Consider the following 3,226-nt stretch of genomic DNA (forward strand, 5'->3'; position numbering starts at 1 on the left):
GCGATTGTCTTTCTCTTTGTCCTTATAATCTCCGAAATTTTAAATTCATCCATTTCTTCTCTTCCCAAAGATGTGGTATGCAGTTTCTATAATTTCCTGAGCAACTAAGGCACGCTTATCTTTTATTTTCTGATTTAAAGATTCAAGTTCACTCTCCTTAACGCCATTAAAATAGCTGTTGCCCTTTGTTAACAACTTCAAAAATAAATTAGTTCTTAATTCCTTTTGCTTTGTAGGATTGTCCCAAAAGTCTACATATTTTGTATACATCGATACAGTATTAAGTAATTCTTTTGTGAGTTTTATAAATGCCTCTTTTTCGTTTTCGTCAAGTTCGCTATAATTTCTCTTATCGGTTAATTCTTTAAACAATATACCAAAGAAAGGAAGTTCTTTTTGAGGGTCAAGCCCAAAATTTTCGTAAGCCTTTCTTCCTTCTTTAACCTCCTCTCTCAACTTCATTAACTCTTGCTCGATAAGTTCCCAATTTTCGTAATATTTTTTGAGGATTTCCTCGAGTTTTTCTGCAAATTTTGAATAGAGTTCTGGGTCTTCCATCTTATGTTCTTCAATATATTCTCTAATTGCAACCTCAATTGCCCTTGCTCTCTCGTGAGGTGTGTTAAGCGCTTCTAACTTCTTTATAAATTTATCATCAAGAATATTTATCTCGTTAATTTTAACTTCTATACCTTTTGATTCAACATATTGCTCGACAATACTCCTTATCTTTGTGGAGGCTTCTTTAATCGAAGGTCCAGTTCTAAGGATACTCCTCAAAGATTGTTTTATAAAATTCAGTATCTTAAGGTCGCCTTTATAATTATTTGCAAATGGGTCGGGAAGGATTACATCCATAAGCCTATTAAAATTGTTTACGAGATTATTGAATTCCTCACGCCTCTTTTCGTCTTCCAAAAGTATGTCGATAACATCATCTACTTCTTCTCTAAAATCCTTTATGCCGATATTAAGGAAAAACTCTTCAACTTCTTTACTCAATAAAACCAATTTGTTTTTTGCCGTTTCTACATCATTAATTGTACGGGTAATTAAATCTCTATCTTTCTCGTAGTAGTTTGCAAGCGCCTCTTCAAGATGCTTAAAAACACCAACATAATCGACAACATAACCTGCACTCTTATTTTTATACACTCTATTAACCCTTGCAATTGCCTGAAGAAGATTGTGTTCCTTAAGTACATTATCAAGATACATCACTTGTTCTATTGGCGCATCAAAGCCCGTTATAAGCATATTCTGGACAACAATTATACCAACATCACCTTTTACGCCTTCGTTCTCCACATCGAATGGGAGTTTAAAACTCCTTATTATCTCCTCTTGTCTTCTCACATCTGTAAACTCGTTATATTCAACTGGGTCGTTTTGAGCGCCTGAGAAAACTGCCTCAACCCTAACCTTGCTTAATTTCTCTGCAAGCGCTGGGTTAACTTGCCTTAGTTCTTCAACCTTTTCATTAAGCGCTTTCTCGAGTGCCTTTTTGTAACGTCTGCATGCCTCTCTTGAAACAGTCACAACCTGCGCCTTAAAACCATTCGGGAAGATTTTTGACACATAGTGGTTAATCATATCTTTCGCTTTTTCGTTAATAATCTCCTCTGCTTCAAGATACGCTCTCCAGGTGTATTTACCCATAAGAAGAGCCTTTTCATCATTTGAGAACGCCGCAAAAACATCTTCAAATGCCCTGTTCATACTTTCTTTGTCCGTAATATTTGCTCTATGAACTCTTCCCTCATAGTAGATAGGCACTGTTACCTTATCATCAACAGATTCCCTTATGGTGTATTTATCTATATAATCTCCGAAGAAAACCTCTGTTTTATCGATAGGTGTTCCAGTAAAAGCAAGCATTGTTGCATTTGGAAGGGCTGTTCGTAAATTTGCGCCAAGTTCTTTATACTGGGAGCGGTGTGCTTCGTCTATTATTACAAGGATATTTGGCGATTCGTTAAGGACAGGAAATTTTTCTTCAAAGTCCTGCTCTTCAAATTTGCTTATCATTCCCATTACAAGTTCTGGCGTGTTAGTTTTGAGAAGCTCTTTAAGTTCCCTTATGGAACGCGCAACCCTCACAGTGAAGCCAACGCTTTTGGAGGTGTCATTCAATTGTCTTTCAAGGTCTCTTCTATCAGTTACAAAAACGATTTTGAAATTTCCAAATTCGCTATCGTTATGGTAAAGTTCCCTCACCAAAAACATCATCGTAAGGGATTTGCCCGACCCCTGTGTGTGCCAGACGATGCCACTTCTTTCCTTTCGATTGCTTCCTTTTCTTATATGTTCAACGATTTTCTTAACGGCTCTAAACTGATGATACCTTGCAACAATCTTTACACTTCCCTTTTCAGTTTCCTTAAAAAGCGTATATGTATGAAGAAGGTCAAGAAGGTTTTCTTTTGAAAGTGTCCCTGTAATAGTTGCATCAGGTTGTTCTCGTGTGATTGATCCAATTCCAGGGATAAAAGCATCTTTCCACTCAACAAAATTATCGTAGTCTGAAGTGATTGTCCCTATAACACTCTGGTATCGAGTGGTTGCAATCTGGAAGAGGTTATAGTAGAAAAGTTCAGAATTGCCCTCCTTTGCGCCTCTTCTTTCAGAATACCTCATAAGTTGAGTAATTGCTTCATAAATAGGCTCTGTCACTGCAGGAGATTTGCACTCCACAACAACAAGAGGAATCCCATTAACAAAAATTACAATATCAGGAATTATGTGCTTTTCAGTGCCTTTAATCCTCACCTTAAATTGAGAAATTGCAATAAAGGAATTGTTATTGATATTTTTAAAGTCAATGTATCGGACTGTTGGGCTTTTCTCATGGGTCTCTCTATTTTCATCGACGGATGTATTTTCTGTAAGAAGCGTATGAACAACTCTATTTGCCTCAACAAGAGACTTTCCCTCGACAACCTTTAACCGCCTTACAACCGTATCAATTTGGTCGTCTGTAAGAAATGGGTTTATAACTTTAAGGCGAGATCTTAATTCTTTCTCAAGGATTACATCAGAAAAAGAATCTCTAAAGGCTTGTACTTCTCCGCCGTAAACCGCTTCGTTATTTTCATCAAAATCGGTAATTTCATAAGCCTTTTCTGGGAAATCTTTATCCTGCCTGTAAATTCGGAAGCCCAGATTTTTAAGCCGCTTCAAAAAGTCGTTTTCTACAAAATGCTCTTCATCAAGCGCAAAAGACATA

At 36.8% G+C, this 3,226-nt stretch carries 1 protein-coding gene; it reads right to left on the reverse strand.

Annotated features, from left to right (window positions below):
* Positions 1-45: 45 nt before the first annotated feature.
* Positions 46-3,226: type I restriction endonuclease subunit R (locus JHC30_07000; GenBank protein ID MCI4463894.1), on the reverse strand; the 3,181-nt coding region annotated here is incomplete at its 5' end.

It is taken from the genome of Caldisericum sp. (genome assembly GCA_022759145.1).
Lineage (GTDB): Bacteria > Caldisericota > Caldisericia > Caldisericales > Caldisericaceae > Caldisericum.